The organism is Mesorhizobium sp. M0227, from assembly GCF_040321855.1.
Lineage (GTDB): Bacteria > Pseudomonadota > Alphaproteobacteria > Rhizobiales > Rhizobiaceae > Mesorhizobium.
In genome coordinates this window covers 19,994-43,078 of sequence record NZ_JAMYSJ010000028.1, presented here as the reverse complement: position 1 = coordinate 43,078, position 23,085 = coordinate 19,994, and the positions used below count along the sequence as shown (strand labels likewise).

Below are 23,085 nucleotides of genomic sequence, written 5' to 3'. Positions count from 1 at the left end.
CTTCGGACCGTACGCGCAGGAGCCTGGATGCAGATGCAGAATCGGATGGTGGGCGGCATCCTGAGCCTGTGCCTCGGCGTGCTGATCTTTTCGCTGCAGGATCCGCTCGTCAAAGCCGTGTCGAGCGGCTATCCAGTGACCGAGGTGATGGCGATCCGCTCGATCGTCGCCCTGCCGATCCTGATCGTTCTGGTCCATGCCGATGTCGGCTTGCGGGCGATCCTGTCGAAGCGATTCGGCATGCTGACGGTGCGCGCCTTCATCCAGTTCACCTCCTATACGATGTACTACCTGGCCATCGCTGCCTTGCCGCTCGCCGATGCGGTGGCGCTTTATTTCATGGCGCCGCTGTTCATCATGGTGCTGGCCGGGCCGTACCTTGGCGAGCGCGTCTCCTGGCAGACACTGGCAACCGTGCTGATCGGCTTGTTCGGCGTCCTCGTGATGCTGCGCCCCGGCGCGGGGCTGTTCGACTGGGCTGCGCTGCTGTCGCTGGGCTCGGCGGCGCTCTATGGTTTTTCGCAGCTGATGGCCCGCAAGATCGGCGATACCGAATCCTCCACCGTCATGGCCTTCTATCAGAACGGCGCCTATCTGGTTGGCGCCGCCGTGGTTGCCGGGGCATTTCACCTGGCCGGCATCACCCACGCCGTCCACCCGAGTCTGGAATTCCTGGTAAGGCCATGGCTTTGGCCGACGCTGCCGGATTTTCTCAAGATGGCCGCCTGCGGTTTCGTTGCCTCCGCCGGCATGATCCTGCTGTCGCAGGCCTACCGGATGGCGCCGGCCAACCGCGTTGCCACCTTCGAATACACCGGCATCCTGTGGTCGCCGCTGTGGGGTTTCCTGTTCTTCGCCGAAGTACCGCGGTCGACGACCGTCATCGGGGCCGCCTTGATCATCGGCGCCGGCCTGCTGGCGCTCAACACCGAACGGCGTAAAAGCCCCCCACCCGTGCTCGCTGCCACCGATCCAGCCTGATCAGGCGAAGCAGATCAGCGCCCGTTCGACGCGCGAGCGGATTTCGGCCAGCGTGAAGGGCTTCTGCACGACATCGAGGATGATGCCGTTCAATTCCTCGGCGCGCTCGCGCTGGTCGGCATAGCCGGTCATCAGCACGATCTTGATCGCCGGAAACAATGCTGCAGCTGCGATCGCCATCTCGATGCCGTCCATCTCCGGCATGCGGATATCGGAGACGACGAGATCATAGCCGCCACGCGCCGCCTGGATCAGCGAAAGCCCCTGCGCGCCGTCCGCCGCGATATCGATTGTGTGCCCGGCGCGTTCAAGCGCGCGGGCGGCCAGGGTGCGGACGGACTCATCGTCCTCGACGATCAGAAGCTTTGCCATGGCCGGCATATTTGGCCGCGAAAAGTTGACTTTTCCTGAAAGCCCCCGAGCAATTCAGGAAAAGTGTGAGACGGTTTTCCGGGAAAAGCGCATAGCGCTTTCCCTTGGGAATTGCGTCAAAACAAAAAACTAGAGCGGTTCGGCGTTTTCGTGAAGCGGCGAACCGCTCTAAGCATCAGCAAACCTTTTTGATGCCGCTCAGACATCCCCTTTGACGACACCGACAAACGGCAACTCGCGAAAAGCATGCGCGACATCCATGCCGTAGCCGACAACGAAATAGTCGGGGCAGTCGAAGCCGACATAGTCGGCATTGAGCTCGGTCTGGCGGCGCATGCGCTTGTCGAGCAGCACGGCGATCGAACAGCTCTTGGCGCCCCGCGACAACATCAGCTCGCGGGTAAAGCTCAGCGTCTTCCCCGATTCGAGAATGTCGTCGATCAGCAGCACGTCGCGGCCGGCGACCTCATTGTCGATTTCGCGCAGCACCCTCACCTCGCCGCTGCTGGTGCCGGCGCCATAGCTGGAGATGAAGATGAATTCGACCTCCGGCGACAGGCCGACATCATGCATGGCGCGGATGAGATCTGCGGCGAAGATGAACGAGCCCTTCAGGACCGAGATCACCAGCAGATCGTGATAGTCGTGGCCGGCAATCTCCTTGGCGAGTTCCAGATTGCGCCGCGCGATCGCCGATGCTGAAAACAGAACCTCGATGTCCTTGCCGCGTACGATGGGCATTGATGGTCTTCCCCGGTGATCGCCTATTCGGCGAAAGTGACCGACACGGTCTTCACACCGTTTCTAGGCACGTCGAGCCGGCTGGCAAAGCCGAATCTTTCGCCAGAGGCCAGCGAGCGGCCGGATGTCCCCAACGTATAGCGGGTGGTCTGCCCGTCATTGCCAGTCACCCGGATTTCAAGCGGCGGCAACTGCGTCGGTTTCGCACCGTCATTGACGGCCTCGCCATCGACGAACAGTGCGGCGTTCGGCCCGGTAGCGTCGACGCGTGACGTGACGCCCGAAATGCTGAGCGCCGACGCCTGCGCGCTGGACAGGAACGGCGCCTGGCGCACCAGCGCGTACCCGCCGGAGACCCAGAACGCGGCCAAGGCAGCGCCGATACCAGCGACCCAGAAGATCGGTCCGCCGCGCGAGGCCGGTAGCCGCTCCGGTGAGGCTTCGGGCTTGCGCAGCATGTCCATGCCTTCGATGGGCGGCGTGACGATCGCGCGCGGCAGCGGCGAAACGCTTTCCACCGCAGGCGCAAGGCGCGGCATCACCACGTAGTCGGCATCGACGATGTCGGCGGCCGAACCACGCATGAACCTGTCCGCTGCGGCAATTGCCGCCGGATCGGTCATGATTTCGCCGGAAACCGGGCGCGCGGTTCGATCGTCAGCCATCATGGCCCCAGCATTGCAGCACGTGTTCGCTTTTCGTTTCTTTTGCGTAAACACAAATGGTTAACGCTTCCCCACCGGAGCCCTCGTGACGAGCCGAAACAGCCCAGAAATTAACCGCCGGTTAACCATGCCGGCCGATGGTCTTTATCTAGAACAGGCCGGCTCGCCGCCGTGCCGAAATTCAGGTCGTCGAAATTGATTCGTTTCGAAAATGTCGGCCTCCGCTATGGCATGGGTCCGGAAATCCTCCGCGACATCTCCCTGCACATACCGGAGCGCTCCTTCCAGTTCCTGAGCGGGCCTTCGGGCGCCGGCAAGACGACCTTGCTGCGCCTGCTGTTCATGTCGCTGAAGCCGACGCGCGGGCTGATCACCATCTTTGGCAAGGACCGTTCGCGCATCTCGCGCACCGAATTGCCGCATCTGCGCCGCCGCATCGGCGTGGTGTTCCAGGATTTTCGCCTGCTCGACCACATGACCACCTACGAGAACGTCGCGCTGCCGCTGCGCGTGCGCGGGCGCGAGGAGGCGAGCTACCGCACCGATGTCACCGAGTTGTTGAAGTGGGTCGGGCTGGGCGAGCGCATGCACGTGCTGCCGCCGGTTCTGTCCGGCGGCGAGAAGCAGCGCGCGGCGATCGCGCGAGCCCTGATCGAGCAGCCGGAGATCCTGCTGGCCGACGAGCCGACCGGCAATGTCGATCCGCCGCTGGCGCGCCGCCTGCTGCGGCTGTTCATCGAGCTCAACCGTCTCGGCACCGCCGTGGTGATCGCCACCCATGATCTTGGCCTGATGGAACAGGTCGACGCGCGCCGCATGATCCTGGCCGGCGGAAGGCTGGACATCTATGACTGAGCTGTCGGCCGAACATCTTGAACAACAGGAGCAGGAGGCCGAGGCGGCCGAGGCAAAACCACGCGCCCAGCGCAGGATGGCGCCGATCGTGCCGGCGCAGAACATCGCCGGCCGGGCGCTGGTGCTGGTCATCGCCATCATGACCTTCCTGTCCTGCCTGACCTTCGGCGCGGTAACGCTGGTGCGCGACACCGCCTCGGTCTGGGAGAACCAGATCTCGCGCGAGGCGACGATCCAGATCAAGCCGGCCGACGGCCTCGACATGGAAGCAGCCCTTGCCCAGGCCTCGCGGATGGCCAGCGAATTTCCCGGCGTGAAGGCGACCCGGATCATCGATCGCGAGGCGACCGCGCGGCTGCTGGAGCCGTGGCTGGGCTCCGGTCTCAACATCGACGAATTACCCGTGCCGCGCCTGATTATCGTCACCATCGACGAGAACAGCCCGCCCGATTTCGCCGCCATGCGCGCCGCGATCACGCCGAAACTGCCGAGCGCATCGCTCGACGATCACCGCACCTGGGTCGACCGGCTGGTGGCGATGGCCCGCACGACGGTGACCATCGGCATTGCCGTGCTGGCGCTGATGCTGTCGGCGACCGTGCTGACCGTGGTGTTCGCGACGCGCGGAGCCATGGCCGGCAACGGTCACATCATCGAGGTGCTGCATTTCGTCGGCGCCGAGGCACGCTTCATCGCGCGCGAATTCCGCCGGCATTTCCTGGTCACCGGCATGAAGGGAGCAGCGGCTGGCGGTGCCGCCGCAGTGCTCGTGTTCATCGTCTTTTCCTGGTGGTCGTCGCGCAATATGGCGACGCCGCAGGCCGACCAGGCGACCGCCCTGTTCGGCAATTTCGCCATCGGTTCGGCAGGCTATCTCGGTGTCGTGTTGATGGTGCTGGTGATCGGCGGACTGACGGCTGCCACGTCCCACGCCACCGTGGTTGCCTATCTCAGCGACATCGATGTCCGCCAACCGGATGCAGGCTAATTCATGTCGCCCAAAAGTGGGAACCGGTTTTGGGACAACGCCATGGATAAAACAGGGTGATCACGGATGGAGAATTCACGTAACGCAAAGTGCGTCTTTTACCTACCCAAAGCCGCATTTCAGGATTAACCATATGGCGATGGACGCGCGGGATTCGACCGGTACGGCTGGGCAGATGCCAGTGGTGGTTGCCCGTTCGCATGACCGCCGCGCTGTGAGCCGTCTAAGAGCCGCGTTGCGCCTCTCGGCTCTGTCTCTGCTCATCCTCGCTACGTTGTTTGCCGGCGGTTTCGGCTGGTTCGCCAACAAGGTAAGCCATCTGACGACGCCCGCCAATCCGGCCAGGGCGGACGCGATCATTGTCTTGACCGGCGGCCAGTCCCGCCTCGATGCGGCGATGGATCTGCTGGCGTCCGGCAAGGGCGAACGGCTGCTGATCAGCGGCGTGCACCCTTCGGCCAGCCGTCGCCAGCTGCAGGCAGCGACCGGCGGCGACAAGAAGCTGTTTTCCTGTTGCGTCGACATCGACCGCGCCGCGCTCGATACGATCGGCAATGCGGAGGAAAGCGCCAAATGGGTCGAGAGCCACGCCTATGGCACGGTGATCCTCGTCACCAACAATTATCACATGCCCCGCAGCCTGCTGGAAATGGGCAGGCTGCTGCATGGCGCCAAGCTCGAGCCCTATCCGGTGGTCAATTCCAACCTCGACAATGGCGGCTGGCTGACCAAGCCGCGGGCATTGCGCGTGCTGTTCACCGAATACAACAAATATCTGCTGGCGCTGGCGCGCGGCATCGTGCCGGTCAAGCCGACGCCTAACGGCATCGCACTGGCCGAAACCGCGGCCGGCGGCTGATTATTCCCCTGCGGCCGCGCCCGAATTTCCCCTGAGCCGTGCGATCTCCTGCTCAAGGCGTTCGATACGCTTGTCCCGCTCTTCGAGTGCCGCCGCCACGTCGGCCGCCTCGAACCGTTGCGGGATATGCTGCGGGCAATTGGCATCCCAGGCCGAGACCGTGAACAGGATGACCTGCTCGGGGCGCGCCTTGTAGTCTTGCGGCATCAGTTTCGCCATCAACTCGGCGTCACTCTCGACGACCCGCGCCGTGCCCCAGATCTTGATGCGCTGGCGGTGCATATAGTCGATCAGGAACAGGAACGCCCTTGGATTGTCGGCCAGATTGCCCTGCGTGATGAACTGCCGGTTGCCGGCAAAATCCGCGAAGCCGATCGTGTGTTCATCCAGCACCTTGAGGAAGCCGGCGGGTCCGCCGCGATGCTGGATGTAGGGCTGGCCATCGCCATTGGCCGTCGACAGGAAAACGCTGGTCTGCATCTCGATGAAGGCGGCAAGGTCAGGGGTGATGACAGCTTGCCAGCCGCCACGCTCCTCGACGCGGGCATAGGACTGACGCGAGCCCTTGCGTGCCTGGATCGCCTTGACGGTCGGCGTGAAGGCGACGTCGCTGGTGAAAGCATGCGCGTTCATCGAAAGCCTCCTGGAATTGCTCTAAAGCCCGAGTTCCGACAGTGTTGGGTGATCGTCCGGCCGCCGGCCGAGCGGCCAGTGATATTTGCGGTCAGCCTCGCCGATCGGCAGGTCGTTGATGCTGGCGATGCGCAGGCGCATCAGTCCATGTTCGTCGAATTCCCAGTTCTCGTTGCCGTAGCTGCGGAACCATGAACCGCTGTCGTCGTGCCATTCATAGGCGAAGCGCACGGCGATGCGGTTGCCGTGGAAGGCCCAGACCTCCTTGATCAGACGATAGTCAAGCTCGCGGCTCCATTTGCGTGTCAGGAACGCCTGGATGGCATCGCGCCCTTGCAGGAATTCGGCCCGGTTGCGCCAGCGACTGTCCATTGTGTAGGCAAGCGCGACCCGTGCCGGATCACGGGAGTTCCAGGCGTCCTCGGCCATGCGCGCCTTTTGCGCTGATGTCTCTGCGGTGAAGGGCGGCAGTGGCGGCCGGGCTTCGGACATGGCAACTCCTTTGCGAGGCCATGCTGCAGGCAGGCCGATACCCAATATAAAGCCTTCCATCCTTCCAATGCAGATGGCATATTTGCAACTCATCCTTCCATTTTCCGGAAGAAGTTATGGATCGTCTCGAAGCCATGTCGCTCTTTGTCGCCGCGGTGGAGGCCGGCAGCCTTTCCGCGGCCAGCCGCCGTTTCGGCATTCCGCTGGCGACGGTCAGCCGCAAGATTTCCGATCTCGAGCGCCATCTGAACACACGTCTGCTCAACCGCTCGACGCGCCGGCTGACACCGACCGACGCCGGCCAGGCCTACCTTGCCGCCTGCCGCCGCATCCTCGACGACGTCGGCGAGGCCGAACGCACGGCAGCCGGCGAATACAGTGCTCCGACCGGCGAACTGGCCATCACCGCGCCGGTCGTCTTTGGCCGCCTGCACGTGCTGCCGGTCGTCACCGGCTTTCTCGCAGCCTATCCCGACGTGGACATCCGCCTGATATTGGCAGACCGCATAACCCAGCTGGTCGAGGACCATTTCGACCTCGCCATCCGCATCGGCCGGTTGCCCGATTCGAGCCTGGTCGCCATGGGCGTCGGCGCGATCCGCCGCGTCGTTTGCGCCAGCCCCGCCTATCTGGCTGAACACGGCACGCCGATCACCCCGGAAGATCTGGAAACACACGATTGCATCACCTTTGAGGGACTTGCTTCCGCCGCCACCTGGAGCTTCATCAAGGGCAAGGCAGAAATCCCGGTTCAGGTCCATTCACGGCTTCAGGTCAACACCGCCGAAGCGGCCATCGATGCGGCGATTGCCGGCGTCGGGCTCACAAAAGTGCTCTCCTACCAGATCGAGGCCGCGCTGCGGTCCGGCATGCTGCGCGTCCTGCTGGAGGAGTTCGAGCCAAATCCATGGCCGGTAAGCCTGGTGCATGCGGGCCATGGCCTGCTGCCGGTGAAGCTGCGAGCATTCCTCGATTTTGCGGCGCCGCGCCTGAAGGAGCGGCTGGCACGATTGACGTAGCGGAACCGAGCCGCCCCACTGACCGACAGGCCGTTTTTTCACCGACCGGAGCGCCCTGCGGCCATTTCCTTTTTCTGCGTGCTTGGTGTAACCAACGCACATCTCCTCACCGGGTCTCCCCATGCTCTATATCAGGTCGCTGGCGTTCAATTTCGTCTTCTATGTCAATCTGATCGTCCAGATGATCCTCTGGACCCCGTACTATTTCCTGTCGCCGCGGCATCGCGCCTGGTTCGTGCCAAAATTCTGGTCGCGCACCTCGATGTGGCTCTACGACAGGATCGCCGGCACCAGGAGCGACATCACCGGCCAGGAAAACCTGCCCGAAGGTTCCTTCATCCTGGCGCCCAAGCACCAGTCGTTCTGGGACGCGATCGCCTTCTTCCCCTTCCTTAGGGATCCGCTCTACATCCTCAAGCGCGAGCTGACCTGGATCCCGTTCTTCGGCTGGTACATCATGAAGATGCGCATGATCCCGGTTCATCGCGGCAGCCGCTCGAAGGCGCTGAAGGCCGTGGTCGCCGCGACCAGGCAGGAGATGGCGCGCAACCCCCGTCAGCTCATCATCTACCCCGAGGGGACGCGCCGCGCGCCGGGCGACGAGCCGGCCTACAAATACGGCATCGTCGAAATCTATGCGCAGCTTGGCGTTCCGGTGGTGCCCGTCGCCCATGTCGCCGGTCTCTATTGGCCGCGCCGGAAATTCCTGCGCTATCCCGGCACCATCAAGGCGCGCTTCCTGCCGGCGATCCCGCCCGGCTTGAGCAAGGACGAATTCATGGAACGGCTGATCGGCGAGACAGAGGCGGCCTGCGATCAGCTTCTTATTGAGGCATCGCGTGCGCCCAACCCGCCGGCCTTGCCGCCGACAGCGGTGAAGCGGTTGCAGGAACTCGACGAGAGAGCCTGAAGCGACGCCCTTCGGGGCAACACTCAGCCGAACACGGCCAGCGCCATGGTCAACAGCCGCGGTCTACAGCAATGTCATGGCGCTCCCGCGACAAGCTCAAAGCGTGGTCGGCAAGACAGAAGCGTGGTCCTGGACGTTCGTGCGTGCGCGCCGCCGGAAGCTTCAGCCGCTCGCTCTGTCGAGTTCGGCGATGTCGTTGGCGGTCAATTTCAGCGACGCCGCCTTGATCAGGCTGTCCATCTGCCCAGGCTTGGTGGCGCTGGCGATCGGCGCCGTGACGCCTGGCCGCGCGATCACCCAGGCAAGCGCCACCTCCGCCTGCTTGGCCGAATGCCTGGCCGACACCGCATCGAGCGCCGCAAGGATGCGCGTGCCGCGCGCGTTGAGGTAATCCTTCACCCCGCCGCCGCGTGGGCTTTGGCCGAGATCGGCCTCGCTGCGGTATTTGCCGCTGAGAAAACCCTTGGCCAAGCTGAAATAAGTGATGACGCCGATATCCTCGGCCACGCACAGATCGCGCAACGGCCCATCGAAGGAGGAACGATCGTAGAGATTGTACTCCGGCTGCAGCACCTCGTAGCGCGGCAGGCTGCGCAAGCTCGCCACATCGAGTGCGGCACGCAACTGGCCGGCGTCGAGATTCGAACAGCCGGCATAGCGGATTTTGCCCTTGGCGAGCAGCTTCTCGTAGGCGCCAAGCGTTTCTTCATAGGGCGTTGCAGGGTCCGGCCAATGCGACAGATAGAGATCGATAAACTCGGTCTGCAGCCGCTTCAGCGATGCATCGACGGCCTTTTCGATGTATGCGGCGGACAGGTCCTTGTGCCCCTGCCCCATATCCGAACCGACCTTGGTGATCACCACGACCTTGTCGCGATTGCCACGCTCTTTCATCCACTTGCCGATGATGGTCTCCGATTCGCCGCCCTTGTGGCCGGGCACCCAACTCGAATAGACGTCCGCCGTGTCGATGGCGTTGAGACCGGCGCCGACAAAACGGTCGAGCAGGTCGAAAGAGGTTTTTTCGTCGGCGGTCCAGCCGAAGACGTTGCCGCCCAGAACCAGCGGTGCGATGGAAAGGTCGGTGCGACCGAGACGACGTTTCTGCAAGGCGTATCTCCGGGATGATTGGGGCGGGCAAATGGCGCCCGCGGGCTGAGAGTCGGAGCCTAACCTAGGTCTTGCCTGAACGAGGTCAAAGGCCTGGCCGCCTTTTTCCGCAGAGCCAGCTTCACAAAGGCGCGACCTGCCTGGCGACATCCTCCAGCCAGTGGTCGCTTATGCCCAACGCCTCGAGATGCTCAAGCGTGCTCAGCACATAGTCCTCGTTGTTGCCGGACTGGCCGACCGCGCCGCGCACCACGGCCGCCGCATCCGCCGCGTCGAGCGCTCCGGCATATTGCTCGTGGTGGCGGTCGACAATGTAGACCACCGCGTCGACCGTACCGCCCCCGTCGAGGCGAATCTTGAGCATGCGCTCCAGATAGACATTGGTGACCAGTTCGCGCTCGCGAAGATAGGCCATGACCTCGTCGTGCAAGTCGCCGGGAACGCGGAATGCGAGGCCGACGCAGGACCCGCCACGGTCGAGGCCGAGCACCAGCCCCGGCCGCTCGCGCGTTCCGCGATGCACGAAGGAATAGACGCAGAGCGAGCGCCGGTAGCCATGCAGGCGGGCACGCTGTGTTTCGACATGCGCGAATCCCGGCCGCCAGATCAGCGAGCCATAGCCAAACACCCAAAAATCGCCCATATCGCCGCGCCTGATTGCAAAAGATGCCAACACCGAACCGGACCGGTGTTTTTTCCGCCCGTCCCGTCTAACTATTCGTCTGTCTACCTGGCGGAATCGCCTACCCGTCCGCAACACCCATGCGTTAACGAGAGCCAAAGCATGACGTCAAGTGACGAACGCCAGCCGAACAAACGTCGCCGTGTGGTCTGGCTTGCAGCATTCATCGTCGTGCTGTTCGCCCTCTACAGCGGCGGCTGGTTCTATCTGGCTGACCGCGTCAGGAGCGAAGCCGACAAGGCGGTTGCCACGCTCAACAAGAATGGCGTCGAGGCCGGCTGCGGCAATCTCCAGGTCAGCGGCTATCCCTTGAGCTTTACCGTCTCCTGCGACAACCTCGCCTATGAGGACGATGCCAAGAACATTGCGGCTTCAGCCGGCAGTTTCAACGCAGCCGCCCAGATCATCCAGCCTCTGTCGCCGGTTGCCAATCTGCGCGGCCCGCTCAGGACCTCCGTTCCGGACATGGTGCCGCTGTGGATAGACTGGGACAATCTGCAGGCCAATTTCAAATTGTGGTGGCCGCTGCCGCAGCGGATTTCGCTGGAGGCAGAGGGCCTTTCCGGCCAGACCGACCCGGCCGACGACACCGATCCGGTGCAACTGTTCAGCGCCGGCAAGGCATCGGGTCAGTTGCAGCCCAACGGTGAGGATATCGACTATCTCGGCAGTTTCGGCGATCTCGAGATCGACCCCGACGCAATTGGCGGGCGCGTGCTTCCGGCGCTCGATGCCAGTGGCGACGTCACGCTGAAGAACGGTGTCGCGTTGATCGGCACGCAGGTGAAGAGCCTTCGTGGCCAGGCGATCGAAATCCGCAACCTCGACCTGTCGTCGGGGACGGCGCGCGTCACCGTTTCGGGACCGCTCTCGGTCGATGCCGAGGGCCTGATCAACGCCGATCTGATGATCAGGCTGAAGGACCCGAAGGCGGTGGCGGCCATTCTCGGCGCCGCCATACCCGAGCAGAAAAGCCAGATCGAGCAGGGCTTTGCTGCCCTGGCGGTGCTCGGCAACGAACCGTCGATGCCGCTGAAGGTGTTCAGGGGCAAGGCCTCGCTCGGCTTCGTTCCGCTGGGCAAGATCAAGCCGGTGGAATAGCGCTGCGATGGCAAGACCCGTGAAGCTGCTGAGCGTTGGCGCTTTGACGCTGGACACCATCCTGCGCGTCGAGACGCTGCCCGTGCATCAAGGCAAGTTCATTGCCTCCGACGGCGTCCAGATCGCCTCGGGCATGGCCACGAGTGCTGCCTGCGCCGCGCATCGCCTGGGGGCCGAGGTATCGCTGTGGGCGAGCGCGGGTGACGATGCCGTCGCCGACCAGCTCATCGCCGGCATCGAGGCCGAAGGCGTCGATTGCACCTTTGTGCGCCGCGTCAGAGGCGCCCGCTCGGCGCTGGCCTCGATCCTGGTCGACGCGTATGGCGAGCGCATCATCGTGCCGTTCTATGACGGGCTTGCCCAGGCCGATCCCGAAGCCTTGCCGGTCGCCGACCTCACGGCATTCGACGCCGTACTGGTCGATGTCCGCTGGCCAGGTGCGGCAGCCCTTGCCCTGAGAGCGGCGCGCGCCCTCGGCCGGCCGGCAATCCTCGATGCCGATACCGCACCGTTGCAGATCCTGGAACAGCTGTTGCCGCTCGCCACGCACATCGTCGCTTCGGAAACGGCGGCGCGCATTGTCTGCGGCCAGGCGCTCGATCCAGAAACGGCTTGCGCCGATCTCGCCAGCCGCACCGACGCTTTTGTCGCAGTGACAGGCGGCGCGGCGGGCAGTTGGTGGCACGACCGTCGCGCAGGCTGCGTGCGCCATGTCGCGGCACCGAAGATCAAGGCGATCGACACATTGGCCGCCGGCGATGTCTTTCACGGCGCCTTCGCCGTCGGGCTGGCGGAAGCCATGCCGGTCGAGCAGGCTTTGCGCTTTGCCAGTGCGGCCGCCGCGCTCAAATGCCTGCGCTTCGGCGGCAGGCTTGGTGCGCCGAACCGGGCCGAGACGCTGGCCATGGTTGCGCAGACCTGGCCAGCCTGAAACTGACTTAGCCCTTCGCGGGATGCTCGACGGCCTGGCGACCGAAATCGGGCACGTCGATGTCCTGGCCGGCCTCGATGATCGAGCGGCGCACAGCGCGGGTGCGGGTGAACAGGTCGAAGAGTTTTTCGCCGTCCCCCCAGCGGATCGCGCGTTGCAGGGACGCCAGATCTTCCGAGAACCGCGCCAGCATTTCGAGGATGGCGTCCTTGTTGTGCAGGCACACATCCCGCCACATGGTCGGATCGGAAGCGGCAAGACGCGTGAAGTCGCGGAAGCCGGAAGCCGAATATTTGATCACTTCGGACTTGGTCACCGACTGCAGATCGTCGGCGGTGCCGACGATGTTGTAGGCGATGATGTGCGGCAAATGCGAGACGATGGCCAGCGTCATGTCGTGATGCTGCGGGTCCATGGTATCGATGTTGGCGCCGCAGCGGCGCCAGAACTCCGACAGCCGCTCCAGCGCGTCCGCGTCGGTATCGGGCAGCGGCGTGAAGATGCACCAGCGATTGTCGAACAGGTCGGCGAAGCCGGCGTCGGGGCCGGATTTTTCCGTGCCCGCCAGCGGGTGGCCGGGAATGAAATGGACGCCTTCAGGGACATAAGGCTGCATCTGCGCGATGACAGACGCCTTGGTCGAGCCGACATCGGTGAGGATCGCGCCCTTCTTCAGCGCCGGCGCGATTTCCTCGGCCACCGCGCCGGATGAGCCGACCGGCACCGAAATGACGACTAGGTCGGCATCGCGGACCGCCTCTTTCGCATCGGTGGTATAGCTATCGCCGAGCCCGAGTTCCTCGGCTCGCGCCAGCGTCGCCGCACTGCGCGTTGATATGGCCACGTGACGGGCCAGCCCCTCGCGGCGGATGACGCGGGCCAGCGACGAGCCGATCAGGCCGATGCCGACCAGCGCGATCTTTTCAAACATCGGTGATGTCATGGCGTTCTAGCTTTTCAGAAATGTCGTGAGAGCGGCGACAACGCCGCGATTGGCTTCTTCGGTGCCGACGGTCATGCGCAACGCGTTGGGAAAGCCATAGCCCGAAACGCGCCGCAATATATAGCCGCGCGCCGTCAGATAGTCGTCCGCCGCCGCCGCCGAATGCTTCTGATCGTCAGGAAAATGAACGAGGACGAAATTGCCGACGCTCGGCGTTACCCGCAGCCCGAGCTTTGTGAATTCCTCGCTCAGCCAGGCCAGCCAGGTCTCGTTGTGCGCCACGCTGCGCTCGACATGGGCGCGGTCGCGGATGGCTGCGATACCGGCCTCGATCGCCGTCGCATTGACGTTGAAGGGACCCCGCACGCGGTTGATGGCGTCGACGATATGCATCGGCGCATACATCCAGCCGATCCGCGCTCCGCCGAGGCCGATCTTGGAGAAGGTACGGGTCATCACCACGTTCTGGGCAGCACCGACCAGCTCGATGCCGGCCTCATAGTCGTTGCGGCGGACATATTCGGCATAGGCCGCGTCTAGCACCAGAAGCACGTGCCTGGGCAGGCCGGCATGCAGGCGGCGCACCTCCTGGAAAGGCACATAGGTGCCGGTCGGATTGTTGGGATTGGCCAGGAACACGATCTTGGTGCGCGGCGTGACGGCTGCGAGGATGGCGTCGATATCGGCGCGCTCGTCTCTTTCCTTGATCGTCACCGGAACGGCACCTGCCGACTGGATGTAGATCTTGTAGACCATGAAGGCGTGTTCGGTGATGACAGCCTCGTCGCCGGGCGCCAGATAAGTCTGCGCCAGCAGGCCGAGGATCTCGTCGGAGCCGTTGGAGCAAATGATGTTCTGCGGGTTGAGACCATGCACCTCGGCGATCGCTTCGCGCAGCCGCCTGGCGGTGCCATCTGGATAGACGTCGAGCTTTCCGGCAATCTCGCGCGCGGCTTCGATCGCTTTCGGCGAGGGCCCTAGCGGATTCTCGTTCGAGGACAGCTTGTGAACCTTGGCGACGCCCGCGGGCGCCGTGCTCTTGCCCGGCACATAGGCGTCTATGTCCATGATGCCCGCGCGCGGGGTTGGACGTGCCTGGTCCGGTGTCTGGCTCATGTCGCAAAATCCGTCGAGAACGCTTCCTGAGGGAAGCCGCAGCGGAAATACAAGCCGTGGCCTGCAATGTCGAGAGGCGACAGCCACCGCCCAAGGCTGGCCGTTGACGCCGGCGCGCCACAGCCCTAGAAGGGGAGCGGACTTCCGTGGTGATTTGGCCGGTCGGCTTGCAGCCACGTTAAACAACTTGCTAAAGGGCCGTTTGCATCCTGTAACCGGCTTTGCAACCGCAATGCCGGTTTTTTGTTGTCCGCGCCGGCCGGACACCCGGATCGGCATCGACTTTCGACAAGCGCGATGCGTGGGCTCAAAGTGTGAGATGGATGTCATGGCCGTTCTGCGTGCCCGCAAAACCAACAACGAGGTCGACCAACCGTCGAGCCCGGTTTTGCGTTTTGGATCCGACAAGCCGCTCAAGCTGGACGCCGGCACGCTGCTGTCACCGTTCCAGATCGCCTACCAGACCTACGGCACGCTGAACGATGCCCGCTCCAACGCCATCCTCGTCTGCCATGCACTGACCGGAGACCAGCACGTCGCCAGCACCAATCCGGTGACCGGCAAGCCTGGCTGGTGGGAAGTGTTGATCGGCCCCGGCAAGATCATCGACACCAATCGCTTCTTCGTCATCTGCTCCAACGTCATCGGTGGTTGCCTTGGGTCCACCGGTCCGGCCTCGACCAATCCCGCCACCGACAAGCCCTATGGGCTTGACCTGCCCATTATCACCATCCGCGACATGGTGCGGGCGCAGCAGATGCTGATTGACCATTTCGGCATCGAAAAGCTGTTCTGCGTGCTCGGCGGCTCTATGGGCGGCATGCAGGTGCTGGAATGGGCATCGAGCTATCCGGAGCGCGTCTTCTCGGCGCTGCCGATCGCCACCGGCGCGCGCCATTCCTCGCAGAACATCGCCTTTCATGAGGTCGGCCGGCAGGCTGTCATGGCCGATCCGGACTGGCATGGCGGCAAATATTTCGAGCACGGCAAACGCCCGGAAAAGGGCTTGGCGGTGGCACGCATGGCCGCCCACATCACCTATCTGTCGGAAGCCGCGCTGCACCGGAAATTCGGCCGCAATTTGCAGGATCGCGAAGCGCTGACCTTCGGCTTCGACGCCGACTTCCAGATCGAAAGCTATCTGCGCCATCAGGGCATGACCTTCGTCGATCGCTTCGACGCCAACTCCTACCTCTACATGACGCGGTCGATGGACTATTTCGACCTTGCCGCCGACCATGGCGGCCGGTTGGCCGATGCCTTCGCCGGAACGAAAACCCGCTTCTGCCTGGTGTCTTTCACCTCGGACTGGCTGTTTCCGACCGAGGAGAGCCGCTCGATCGTGCATGCGCTCAACGCCGCCGGCGCATCGGTATCCTTCGTCGAGATCGAAACCGACCGCGGCCACGACGCATTCCTGCTCGACGAGCCGGAACTGTTTGCCGCCATAAACGGCTTCATCGGCTCGGCGGCCCGGGCGAGAGGGCTCAGCGCATGACCCCGAAAAATTGCAGGCTTTTCGGATCGAGATCATGCGCCAGGCAGGAGGCGAAGCCATGAGCGTCAACCGCGACCAGCGCGTCGACCTAGAAGTCGTCGCCAACCTCATCCCGCCACAGTCGCGCGTGCTCGATGTCGGTTCGGGCGACGGCTCGCTGCTCGAATTGCTGCAGGACACCAAGCAGGTCGACGGCCGTGGACTTGAGCTGTCGCAGCGCGGCGTCAATGAATGCGTGGCGCGAGGCCTCTCGGTCATCCAGGGCGATGCCGACAAGGATCTCGAATTCTATCCCGACAAGGGCTTTGACTTCGTCGTCCTGTCGCAGACCCTGCAGGCCACCCGCAACCCGAAGCTGGTGCTCGACGAACTGCTCAGGATCGGCAACCGCGCCATCGTGTCCTTCCCCAATTTCGGCCACTGGCGGGTGCGCCTGTCGCTGTTCATCCAGGGCCGCATGCCGGTGACCAAGGACCTGCCCTATTCCTGGTACGACACGCCCAACATCCATTTCTGCACCATCCGCGACTTCGTCAATCTGTGCGACGAGCTCGGCGCGACCGTCGAGAAGGCAACCGCTCTCGACGCCGCCGGCCAGAAGATCGGCCTGTCGATGCCGTGGTGGTTCTGGAACTTCTTCGGCCAGCAGGCAGTGTTCTTGCTGAAACGGTAATATTGATCGCCATGTATCTCTTTCGTAGGCGCCCTCTGCCAGTTGAAATCCCACCGGACATGCGGGCTGGGTTGAAAGCCGGAATTCTCATCTGCACCTCACCGCGCAGTGGCAGCAACCACCTAGCCGGATTGATGGCAGCCACCGGGCTTGGCAACCCACTCGATTGTTCGGGGGCCGTCGTGTTCTAGAAATGCCGAACTATCCCCGCGACCCCCGTGCCCAGGTTTTGCATGCACTGAAGGACGGGCGGTCTCCCTCCGGGATTTACGCGGTCAAACTGTTTGCCAGCCAGTTTTCACAGGTTGCCAAAACCGTGGATCTCCCCGCAAGCCTTCCAAAGCTGCGCTATATGCGGTTGACGCGTGGGGACCTCGTTGGTCAAGCAGTTTCGTGGACCCGCGCTCGTCAGAGTGGTCGGTTCCGCTCTACCGAGGCCGATCAGAAGAGACCATGCTACGACGGCAAAGCAATCGCGGACTCGCTTGAAAAAATCATCCTGGAAAATCTGGCCTGGGATGTCTGGTTTGCAAAAAACGGATTGTCCTTCCTATCACTGACATACGAAGAACTCCTTGAACATCCACGGACCTGCCTTGAAAGGGCTGCATCTCTGGTCGACGCCAAGCTTGTCTTGAAACCCGGGTCTGATCTCGATTCGGGCCTCGATATTCAACGAGACACCATCAATGAGGAGTGGAGAGAGCGGTTCTTGGCGGAATATTCTGACACGTCGAACTTCCATGCCAACAATTGCCGTCGCGGTTTTCTTAAAAAGAGGAGCTCAAGGTTCTCGATCTGATCGAACGGCATTGTACGAGAACACGAAGCATCCAGGGGCGCCAGAGATGCGATGTTATTGATCAAAGCGCATCGCCGTCCATGGCGATCACGAGCACAAATTCTTATTGCACGCTGGTTTGACAGCCCGCCGAGAGCGTTATAGCCACATCGGCACTAATAACTTGATCGGTTCAGATATGGCTCAAGAGCGTCCAACGTATTCACTCGTCGTCGAAATGGAGAATGCAAAATCGATCGACTGGGACGAGATCGGCGTTGGGATGAAGGCCTTGGCTCGGGAAATCACATCGGTTTCAGCAACCGGTTTAGTGCGACCAAGGATCGTTATTTCTCACGGGGGAGCAGAGTCGGACGAGGATGCGTTGCGTCGTGAGATTTCGAATGAGGCCCCGCAGCTCGGTCAGGTTGCCGAACTCGTCTTCACGGCTTTCCCTGGCGGCCGATATTACGACCTGAAGAACAACGGCATGCTGGCATCGGACGGAGATATCGTCATCTTTATGGATTCCGACGTGGTCGCGGAACCAGGATGGCTACCAGGACTGCTTGAGCCCTTTGAAAACTCTGAAGTTATCTGCGCAAACGGATATACATACCTCTCATACGACGATTTCTTTTCAAGAACGTTTGCGTTGATCTGGTTTTTCCCGATGGCCCGTGGAGACGGGCGATTTGCCTCGAAGCGAGCGATCAACGCTAACAATGTAGCGTTTCGACGCGAGTGGATCGTCAGCCATCCTTTTCCAAAACATAACGGCTTCAAGGTTTCCTGCACTTTGCTGATGCGCGAACTGCTGCGGGAGGGCCACAAAATTCATAATGTCGACGCACGCGTTTATCACTATTCGCCGCGGGGCTGGCGGTTCTTTTACTGGCGCGCCCTGGTTACAGGTCGCGACGCCGACCGGAAGTTCGTTGCGCTCAATTCGCCGAGCCGCGCGCGACGGATAGTCAAGTCTTTCAGCCGGTGGCTCACCATGTCATGGCGCACGACACGACGGATCGTAGGCCATGCCCGGGAAACGGGGATGCCGCTTTGGCAGGTTCCCTTTTCTCTGATTGTCGGTCAGGCATTTTATGGTTTGGCGTTTTGGGGCCAGTTCAGTTTTGCGACTGGCATGGTTCGTGACAAAATTGAAACTGTGCCCGACTATGTTGGGCACAGCTAGACGCTTTACCGCCATTCCTTGAACCGCGGTTCAGCGTCCAATTGATCCTTGACCCGTCGATTGTTCCAGAACATCCGTGGCCTTGTGCGGATGTTCGACGCCGTCGACGAACACGACATCCGCCTCCGAATTGTCCGTGCGCAGCGCCAGTATCGCCCGGTAGGCGGGCGAATTGTACCAGCCACGCACATGCTGCCTGTCGGGAATTCTATGATGATCAGATGGCCAGGCCAGTCGTTCTCGATCACCTCCACATCGCCGCCATGAACCAGAAAACGGCCGCCGAAAGGTTCCAGCGTGGCATCGATCTTGTGCAGATATTCGACGATCTGCGGACCCATTGCGGCTTGGCGCATATGGGCGACGGCGTAAGCGGCCATGACTGGACTCCCTTGTCATCGAAGCCGAGTTGCCGGCCTCGCATGGGCAATCTGACCAAACGCCGAGCGCTAAGCGATTACGTCTGAGGTAATGAGATGTATGCTACCTGTCATGATGGGTTGCTTCCATGGTGATTCGCAATGCTATGTGCGGCGGTGCTGTTGCAATTGGAACGCTAGCAGCGGGGATTCGTTGTCTCGCGCGGATTGAGTACCGGCACGGTGGGTGACAGGGGCAGTCGTTTTTTGTAGCGTCGCGCCGACTGTGATGCGGTGTAGAGGAAGGGAAGTCCAATCCATTCGACCGTTCTGAAAATCGAAAAGTCCTGGACAGACGCGCAACCCTGCGCAGGAAACAGCTGACAGACATGGCCGGGATCCAACCGACACCTCTCATCACGGTCATTACGCCGACCCACAACCGACGCGAAACGGTGTTGCGCGCCGTGGAAAGCGTACTCTCCCAGAGCATGTCGAGGCTTGAGCACATTGTCGTCGACGATGGTTCGACCGATGGAACCGAAGCGGCGCTGGCCCGTATCCAGGACCCGCGGCTGATCTATGTCGGGGCGAAATGGCGAGGCGCCAACGCAGCCAGGAATGCCGGCATCGAGCGCGCGCGGGCACCGTTGGTGACGTTCCTCGATTCCGACGACATCTACATGCCGCACCGGCTTGAACGAACCCTGACCTGGTTCGATGAGAATCCTGCGCTGCAAGTGCTGATCAGTTCGTTCGTGTCCCTGAAAGGCAATCGCATCACAAACTGCGTCAACCCCGAGGCGTTCGTGAGCCCCGCAATGCTGGAGCGGACGCTGGTTGGGCAGACCATCTTCATTGCCGGCTCCGCGATCACCGCTCGCCGCGAGGCCATGCTGGCCATCGGCGGCTACGACAGCGACATCACCCGCATGCAGGATCGCGAATTGCTGCTGCGCCTTGCCCGGCGCTTCGGTGCGCAGTTGTCCAGGGATCTGGACTGGACGAAATACAATTCGGAGAACTCGATTTCCGGCCGCCGTGACGGCTATGTCGAGGCCTATGCGAACCTGATGGGCAAACATCCGCATATTGCCCATGCCTACCCGCACATTCCGCCTTACATGATCTCGCGGCAGCTCATCGCCGACATCCTGCGAGGCAGGATACCGGAGGCATTTCAGGGCTACATGGCCAACCGTTCATCCAAAACGCTTGGCTATTCGCTGCCGGAATTGATGCAAGGCTATGTCCATGGCCGGCGCTGGCGCCGCGATCTCTCCAACGAGTTTCGCAATCAATTTGGTGCCCGGCCCGCTTAAACCGATAGGGATTCCGGGAAATTGTGGAATGGTTTTTCCTCCGGATCGCGTTAACCCCTCTGTCGAGAGCTCAACGGTCAAGTTCGGGAAAATACGGATCCGATAGAAACCGCCTGTCCCGTTCGCCTTGCAGGCAGTCTATCGGCGTCGCCGCGTCGACGCGGACACTTCTCACCTCGTCCTGAATGCCGCTCACTTCCAGGAGCAGCTTGCGCCGGATGGCTGTCGAAAACTCGGCGGCGGCATAGATAGGCAGCACGAAGGAACCGGGTCCGCCGATCACGCACTGCGCATAATACTGGTCGAGATGGCTGAAGGTGGGCGACGGGCTGATCAGGATCGGCAGGCCGTTGACGATGATGCCTTTGGCAGTCGCCGCATCACGCGTCGCGGTGACCGGCGGCCCGATATTGTTCGGTCCGTCGCCCGAAATGTCGATGACGCTGCGTTCGCCCTGGAAAGACGTGCGGTCGAAAAGCTCGGTGCCGAAGGCCAGCGCGCCGGAAATCGAAGTGCCGCGAAAGCTGCGGAACGGACGAGCCGCGACCTTGTCGGCAAAGCTGTTCGCGCTCTCGGCACTATCGATAATCTGCCAGCCGATGACCGCGTCGTCGCGCACCGTGCCGGCCCATTCGAAATAGGTCAGCGCTATGCGGCCCTTGGCGCCGGCGCGGACAGCCTTGATGAAGTCGGGATGCCGCAGCGCCTCGACATAACCGGCCCGCTGCAGGGCGAACTCCTTCTCGTCCATCGACAGCGAGATGTCGACCGCCAGCACCAGCTCGACGTCGACGGCGAGCGCATCCGGCGGCGAGGCGGCCGGGGCAGCCTGGGCGCAGGCAAGACAGGCAAGCAGGCGCAGAGCATCAAGCATGGCCGTCGCCAAGATTGTTTCTCCCGAGGAGCTTCCCTCGCGATCGCGGCAAAATAAAGCTCTGCTTCCCTCGCCCGGAAATCAGCTCATTTCTTGCGACGAGCGGCGGCTGGCGGCGGTTCGATCGCGCCGGCTCTGACGCGGGCGGGCTTCAGGGCTGGCGCACCGGAATCCTTGATGATCGTCAACGCGCGCGGGAAGAAGTGGTTGTTGTGCTGGCCGCGCCCGATGTTGAGGATCGCTGTCCCCGGCAAACGCTTATCGAGCATCGACAGCACGCGTCTTAGCGATGGGCCGTCGAACGCATCCAGCGCCTCATCGATGATCACCCATTTCGGCTGCCGCAACGCGAGCCTGGCGAAGGCCAGCGAGCGTTGTTCGTCATCGCCCAACTCATGGTCCCAACGCCCGGCGCGGTCGAGCGACGAGGATAGCCGTCCCAGACCGACCTCGGCCAGCACCGCCGAAATGTCGGCATCGTTCGCCGGCGCGGGCCCGTTCGGGTGATCGAGGACTTCGCGCAACGTGCCGACCGGAAAATAAGGCACGCGCGGCACGAATATGGGGGTTTCTCCCGCCGGCAGGCCGATCCGGCCGCTTCCCCATGGCCACAGGCCGGCAATGGCACGAAAGAACAGCGTCTTGCCCGCACCGGGGTCGCCGGTGATCATGACGCGCTCGCCGGGGCGGATTTCGACATGCGAGTCGGCGAGTCTGGTGCAACCCTCCGGCGAGGTCACTTCGAGCTTCTCGAAAGTCAGGCTGCCATTGACGTTTTGGCCGAAGGCGATGCGCTTTTCCGTGTCGTGCAGCGCATCGGTTTCATCGAGCGCGATGCGGAAATCGGCCACGCGCATCAGCGTGGCGCGCCAATCGGCGATACTGCCGATGTTGTTGATGAACCAGCGCAAGGAGGAGTGGACCTGGTTGAAGGCGCCGACCGCCATCATCAGCCCGCCAAAGCTGATATCACCTGAGAAATAGACCGGCGAAGCGACCAGTATGGGCGCCACGACGGTGATCCAGCCATAGGTGTCGGTCACCCAGGACAGGTTGATCTGGGCGGCGTAGATGCGCCGCATGGCGCCCAGCACCGTGCCGAGATCGAGTTCGAGCCGCCGCCTGGCGTCGGCCTCGCCATGATACAACGCAATGGCATCGACATTCTCGTTGACGCGCACCATCGAGGAGCGCAGCTCGGCTTCGCGTGTATAGCGGTCGCTGTTCAGGCGGATGAGCGGGCGCCCGACCAGCCAGCTCAGCCAGGAGGCGATGCCGGCGTAAAGGATGGCGGCCCAGACCATGTAGCCCGGTATGGCCAGCGAGGTCCCGCCGATGTGGAACACGAAGCCCGAGGACAGCTCCCACAGCACCCCGACGAAGGACACCAGCAGGATGCACGACTGCAGCAGGCCGACGCCGAGATCGGTTGACAGGTCGGACAGATGCGCGGCGTCCTGCTGCATGCGCTGGTCGGGATTGACGCCGATGGCGCCGGCATTGGCCAACCGGAAGGCGCGCGCCGGCCGCATCCACTGATCGATCAGATCCAGCGTCAGCGCCTCGCGCAGTTTGAGCCTGATCATCTGGTTGAGCCAGGTCTGGCCGATATTGAGCACCAGCAGCCCGCCGGCGATCATCGCGAAGACGAGGAGCTGGTGCAGGAAGGCCGCCATGTCGCGGCGCGCAAGCGCATCGTAGAAAGGCTGGTTCCAGCGGTTGAGCAGAACCTGGCCGATCGACGTTGCGATGATCACGGCCATGATGCCGACCGATGTCCACTGCAACCATTTGCGAACCGGCGATCCCGCCAGCGCCCGCCGGATCGTCATCAGCTGATCGCGCAGGCTGCTGGCTTCGACCGCCACGGCAACCGGCTGAACGGCGGCGGCATTGTCCGGTTGATCAGCCATGGCCGAGGTCCTTGCGTCAGTGCTGAAACCGGATGGAGAAACTTGACAGGCGTTCGTATGGGCTGCCGGATAAAC

Annotated in this window: 24 protein-coding genes, 1 pseudogene and 1 riboswitch; of the genes and pseudogenes, 13 read left to right on the top strand and 12 right to left on the bottom strand. The window is 62.5% G+C overall.

Going from position 1 to position 23,085, the window contains the following annotated elements:
* Positions 1–33 precede the first annotated feature (33 nt).
* Complete coding sequence (locus NKJ00_RS26800; protein WP_352612778.1) at positions 34–981, top strand: DMT family transporter; 948 nt, start codon at positions 34–36, stop codon at positions 979–981.
* Here NKJ00_RS26800 and NKJ00_RS26795 read toward each other — a convergent pair whose 3' ends face one another.
* The 3 genes from NKJ00_RS26795 to NKJ00_RS26785 form a co-directional block, all read right to left on the bottom strand.
* Positions 982–1,353: a response regulator gene (locus NKJ00_RS26795; RefSeq protein WP_023811105.1), complete on the bottom strand. Its 372-nt coding sequence runs from the start codon at positions 1,351–1,353 to the stop codon at positions 982–984. It abuts the gene before it with no gap.
* Positions 1,354–1,551: 198 nt separating this feature from the next.
* Complete coding sequence (gene hpt / locus NKJ00_RS26790; protein WP_352441732.1) at positions 1,552–2,094, bottom strand: hypoxanthine phosphoribosyltransferase; 543 nt, start codon at positions 2,092–2,094, stop codon at positions 1,552–1,554.
* 23 nt (positions 2,095–2,117) lie between these two features.
* A complete protein-coding gene (locus NKJ00_RS26785; protein WP_352631959.1) occupies positions 2,118–2,762 on the bottom strand; it encodes a hypothetical protein in 645 nt (214 codons plus the stop codon).
* A 192-nt stretch (positions 2,763–2,954) separates the two neighbouring features.
* On the opposite strand from NKJ00_RS26785, the gene ftsE reads away from it, so the two are divergent.
* From ftsE to NKJ00_RS26770, 3 genes are all read left to right on the top strand, one after another.
* On the top strand, positions 2,955–3,614 hold the full coding sequence (gene ftsE, locus NKJ00_RS26780; protein ID WP_010911739.1) for a cell division ATP-binding protein FtsE: 660 nt from the start codon (positions 2,955–2,957) through the stop codon (positions 3,612–3,614).
* A complete protein-coding gene (locus NKJ00_RS26775) occupies positions 3,607–4,602 on the top strand; it encodes a cell division protein FtsX (protein ID WP_352631957.1) in 996 nt (331 codons plus the stop codon). Before ftsE ends, NKJ00_RS26775 begins: the two co-directional genes overlap by 8 nt.
* Before the next feature lie 133 nt (positions 4,603–4,735).
* A complete protein-coding gene (locus tag NKJ00_RS26770; protein WP_128304658.1) occupies positions 4,736–5,461 on the top strand; it encodes a YdcF family protein in 726 nt (241 codons plus the stop codon).
* Here the strand turns inward: NKJ00_RS26770 and NKJ00_RS26765 are convergent, their stop codons facing one another.
* Positions 5,462–6,094, bottom strand: a complete 633-nt coding sequence (locus tag NKJ00_RS26765) for a pyridoxamine 5'-phosphate oxidase family protein (RefSeq protein ID WP_352612748.1) — start codon at positions 6,092–6,094, stop codon at positions 5,462–5,464.
* A gap of 21 nt (positions 6,095–6,115) precedes the next feature.
* A complete protein-coding gene (locus NKJ00_RS26760) occupies positions 6,116–6,586 on the bottom strand; it encodes a nuclear transport factor 2 family protein (RefSeq protein ID WP_352631955.1) in 471 nt (156 codons plus the stop codon).
* A 116-nt stretch (positions 6,587–6,702) separates the two neighbouring features.
* Between NKJ00_RS26760 and NKJ00_RS26755 the strand changes: the two genes are divergently transcribed.
* Positions 6,703–7,605, top strand: a complete 903-nt coding sequence (locus NKJ00_RS26755) for a LysR family transcriptional regulator (protein ID WP_352631953.1) — start codon at positions 6,703–6,705, stop codon at positions 7,603–7,605.
* Between the two features lie 121 nt (positions 7,606–7,726).
* Complete coding sequence (locus tag NKJ00_RS26750; RefSeq protein ID WP_352631951.1) at positions 7,727–8,515, top strand: lysophospholipid acyltransferase family protein; 789 nt, start codon at positions 7,727–7,729, stop codon at positions 8,513–8,515.
* Between the two features lie 162 nt (positions 8,516–8,677).
* Here NKJ00_RS26750 and NKJ00_RS26745 read toward each other — a convergent pair whose 3' ends face one another.
* Positions 8,678–9,625 carry an aldo/keto reductase gene (locus NKJ00_RS26745; protein WP_352631949.1) on the bottom strand — a complete coding sequence of 316 codons (948 nt, stop codon included), beginning with the start codon at positions 9,623–9,625 and terminating at the stop codon, positions 8,678–8,680.
* A gap of 121 nt (positions 9,626–9,746) precedes the next feature.
* Complete coding sequence (locus NKJ00_RS26740; protein WP_352631947.1) at positions 9,747–10,268, bottom strand: gamma-glutamylcyclotransferase; 522 nt, start codon at positions 10,266–10,268, stop codon at positions 9,747–9,749.
* A gap of 141 nt (positions 10,269–10,409) precedes the next feature.
* Here NKJ00_RS26740 and NKJ00_RS26735 point away from each other — a divergent pair, with 141 nt between their 5' ends.
* Together NKJ00_RS26735 and NKJ00_RS26730 are read left to right on the top strand one after the other, a co-directional pair.
* Positions 10,410–11,408: a DUF2125 domain-containing protein gene (locus NKJ00_RS26735; protein ID WP_352631945.1), complete on the top strand. Its 999-nt coding sequence runs from the start codon at positions 10,410–10,412 to the stop codon at positions 11,406–11,408.
* Positions 11,409–11,415: 7 nt separating this feature from the next.
* Positions 11,416–12,339: a sugar kinase gene (locus tag NKJ00_RS26730; RefSeq protein ID WP_023811093.1), complete on the top strand. Its 924-nt coding sequence runs from the start codon at positions 11,416–11,418 to the stop codon at positions 12,337–12,339.
* Between the two features lie 7 nt (positions 12,340–12,346).
* Here NKJ00_RS26730 and NKJ00_RS26725 read toward each other — a convergent pair whose 3' ends face one another.
* Together NKJ00_RS26725 and hisC are read right to left on the bottom strand one after the other, a co-directional pair.
* Positions 12,347–13,282 (bottom strand): prephenate/arogenate dehydrogenase family protein, encoded by a 936-nt coding sequence (locus tag NKJ00_RS26725; RefSeq protein ID WP_023811092.1) that lies wholly within the window; start codon positions 13,280–13,282, stop codon positions 12,347–12,349.
* A gap of 6 nt (positions 13,283–13,288) precedes the next feature.
* The gene (gene hisC / locus NKJ00_RS26720) at positions 13,289–14,398 is read right to left on the bottom strand and encodes a histidinol-phosphate transaminase (protein ID WP_023811091.1); all 1,110 of its coding nucleotides are present in this window, start codon (positions 14,396–14,398) and stop codon (positions 13,289–13,291) included.
* Positions 14,399–14,534: 136 nt separating this feature from the next.
* Positions 14,535–14,612: riboswitch (SAM riboswitch) on the top strand.
* 114 nt (positions 14,613–14,726) lie between these two features.
* On the opposite strand from hisC, the gene metX reads away from it, so the two are divergent.
* The 4 genes from metX (at position 14,727) to NKJ00_RS26700 (ending at position 18,542) form a co-directional block, all read left to right on the top strand.
* Positions 14,727–15,896 (top strand): homoserine O-acetyltransferase MetX, encoded by a 1,170-nt coding sequence (gene metX, locus NKJ00_RS26715; protein WP_023811090.1) that lies wholly within the window; start codon positions 14,727–14,729, stop codon positions 15,894–15,896.
* Between the two features lie 58 nt (positions 15,897–15,954).
* Entirely contained in the window at positions 15,955–16,569 is a 615-nt protein-coding gene (gene metW, locus NKJ00_RS26710) for a methionine biosynthesis protein MetW (RefSeq protein WP_023811089.1), read from the top strand.
* Between the two features lie 193 nt (positions 16,570–16,762).
* Positions 16,763–17,371, top strand: a complete 609-nt coding sequence (locus NKJ00_RS26705; protein WP_352631943.1) for a Stf0 family sulfotransferase — start codon at positions 16,763–16,765, stop codon at positions 17,369–17,371.
* Positions 17,372–17,534: 163 nt separating this feature from the next.
* Complete coding sequence (locus NKJ00_RS26700; RefSeq protein ID WP_245273210.1) at positions 17,535–18,542, top strand: glycosyltransferase family 2 protein; 1,008 nt, start codon at positions 17,535–17,537, stop codon at positions 18,540–18,542.
* 30 nt (positions 18,543–18,572) lie between these two features.
* Here NKJ00_RS26700 and NKJ00_RS26695 read toward each other — a convergent pair.
* Positions 18,573–18,883 (bottom strand): annotated as a pseudogene (locus NKJ00_RS26695) (DUF1330 domain-containing protein).
* Between the two features lie 407 nt (positions 18,884–19,290).
* Between NKJ00_RS26695 and NKJ00_RS26690 the strand changes: the two are divergent.
* Entirely contained in the window at positions 19,291–20,223 is a 933-nt protein-coding gene (locus NKJ00_RS26690; RefSeq protein WP_352631941.1) for a glycosyltransferase family 2 protein, read from the top strand.
* A 70-nt stretch (positions 20,224–20,293) separates the two neighbouring features.
* On the opposite strand, the gene NKJ00_RS26685 is transcribed toward NKJ00_RS26690, so the two are convergent.
* Entirely contained in the window at positions 20,294–21,097 is an 804-nt protein-coding gene (locus NKJ00_RS26685; protein ID WP_352631939.1) for a DUF1194 domain-containing protein, read from the bottom strand.
* A gap of 86 nt (positions 21,098–21,183) precedes the next feature.
* Positions 21,184–23,010, bottom strand: a complete 1,827-nt coding sequence (locus NKJ00_RS26680) for an ABC transporter ATP-binding protein/permease (RefSeq protein WP_352631937.1) — start codon at positions 23,008–23,010, stop codon at positions 21,184–21,186.
* Between the last annotated feature and the right edge of the window lie 75 nt (positions 23,011–23,085).